Here is a 1681-nt window from a genome sequence, read left to right as displayed (position 1 = left end):
CTGCCTGCAAACCGGGCTGTATGTCCCTCTCCAGGCCATGGTTCAAGTTTTGTTCCATCAATGCTCCAGTATTCATTCTCACCCCAGGTACCGTTCCCAGCCTGAAAATCAGCCTCGTCAGAAACATCCCAGGTGTAAACTGGTGTCTGTATTACTTTCAGGGTAACAGCTCCATCCCCAGCCGAAATAGTGTATTTACGCCCCGCAGGAGCACTGCCTATATTCAATCCATTATCCTGGAGCGCGCCGCTATAGGTTATCAAAGTAAATGTGCTCTCTTTCAACTCCGACAATTGGACAATATCCAATATACCATCAAGAGTAAGATCTCCGTTTACCTGCAATTGATCGCTGCTGTTGCCCAGTTGAAATACCAGTTTTGAAAATTTGTTTAAAGTGAGTGGTCCGGTTGAGAGCTTTCCGGCACCTTCATCTCCAGGAGAAATCGTTCCGCTGTCAAGAACTGTGACCGCACCAGCTGCATTTCCGGTTCCGGAAAGTGTCCCCTTTACTGTTACAGTGCAGGCCGGGTCTGTAGACCCATTGATCTTCATTGTCCCTGCAGATACATTTACAGGGCCAGTGAAAGTATTGTGACCGGAAAGGACCATAGTTCCATTTCCAGTCTTCACAAGCCCACTGGTAACATTCTTCGAATAAGGACTCTCCGACTCTATATCATCACATAGCTCTGCACTCACAACAAGATCATCACCGTAGGCACTGTCTGCTACATCGAATTCAGTTGTACCCCCTGCATTACAATTCCCGATCTTGATATAGTTTGCAGAACCAGCCCCGGTAGCAATAAACGAAGTATTTGAACCAATTACGGATACTTTCCCATGTAATGACCAAACTCCCCAGCCGTATGTCGAATCTCCGCCGTCTGCCAGTAATGTCCCACCGTTTAAAACAATGGGGCCAAGGGTGTTAAAAAAGCCGTTACTCTTTAAAACTCCACCGGAATCAATTGTAATCGTAACAGATGGAAATGATAAATGTCCACCGAAGATATCCTGCCTGTCTATTCTAAATGTGCCTCCTCTTTTTATTATCATCTCACCATCAATCATACCTCCATTATAGATAGAACCTTCGGAAGCAACAGCCAGTGTTCCATTCTCTATAACTGTTTTCCCTGAAAAAGTATGTGAAGTGCGGGAGAGGATCTGAGTGCCTTTACCGGTTTTAATCAGAGAAACCTTGCCTGATCCATCCTCAATCAGATTAGAATAGGTAAAATCTGAAGAATTATTAATAGTTAATTCAGATTCCGATGATCCGCTGTTGGTGATCTTCCGTAAACCACCTATCTGTCCGTTGTCAGCCAAGCCGGCTACAGTCTGGTCGTAGCCATTCAGATCAAAAGCTGCATCGCTGTTATCTGGTTGTCCTATCGAAAGGATGGTATTTTCAGGAAGAGCATTTGAGGCCCCCAGGGATAAAGTACCCACAGCAACGGCTGTGTTTCCCCATTGATTACCGGTGGAGCGGACAGTCCAGGACCCGGCATCTGCTTTAACGAGTGCAGTATTTCCGATCGTTACATTTGAACTGATAACTCCATTCCCGTCTCCACGAATAAGCAGTATGTAACTGCTTCCATTTATGGTGCCTTGCAGCTGTAAATTGCCGTGCGCGTATATCTGAGTACGGTCATTTCCAGCCAGCGTTACTG

The 1681-nt window shown here is 45.8% G+C and carries 1 protein-coding gene; it reads right to left on the bottom strand.

What is annotated here, in order from left to right:
- Positions 1-1681: hypothetical protein (locus tag GX089_16195; protein ID NLP04036.1), on the bottom strand; the 1681-nt coding region annotated here is incomplete at both ends.

It is taken from the genome of Fibrobacter sp., assembly GCA_012523595.1.
GTDB lineage: Bacteria > Fibrobacterota > Chitinivibrionia > Chitinivibrionales > Chitinispirillaceae > JAAYIG01.
This window is presented reverse-complemented; position numbering and strand designations above follow the sequence as displayed.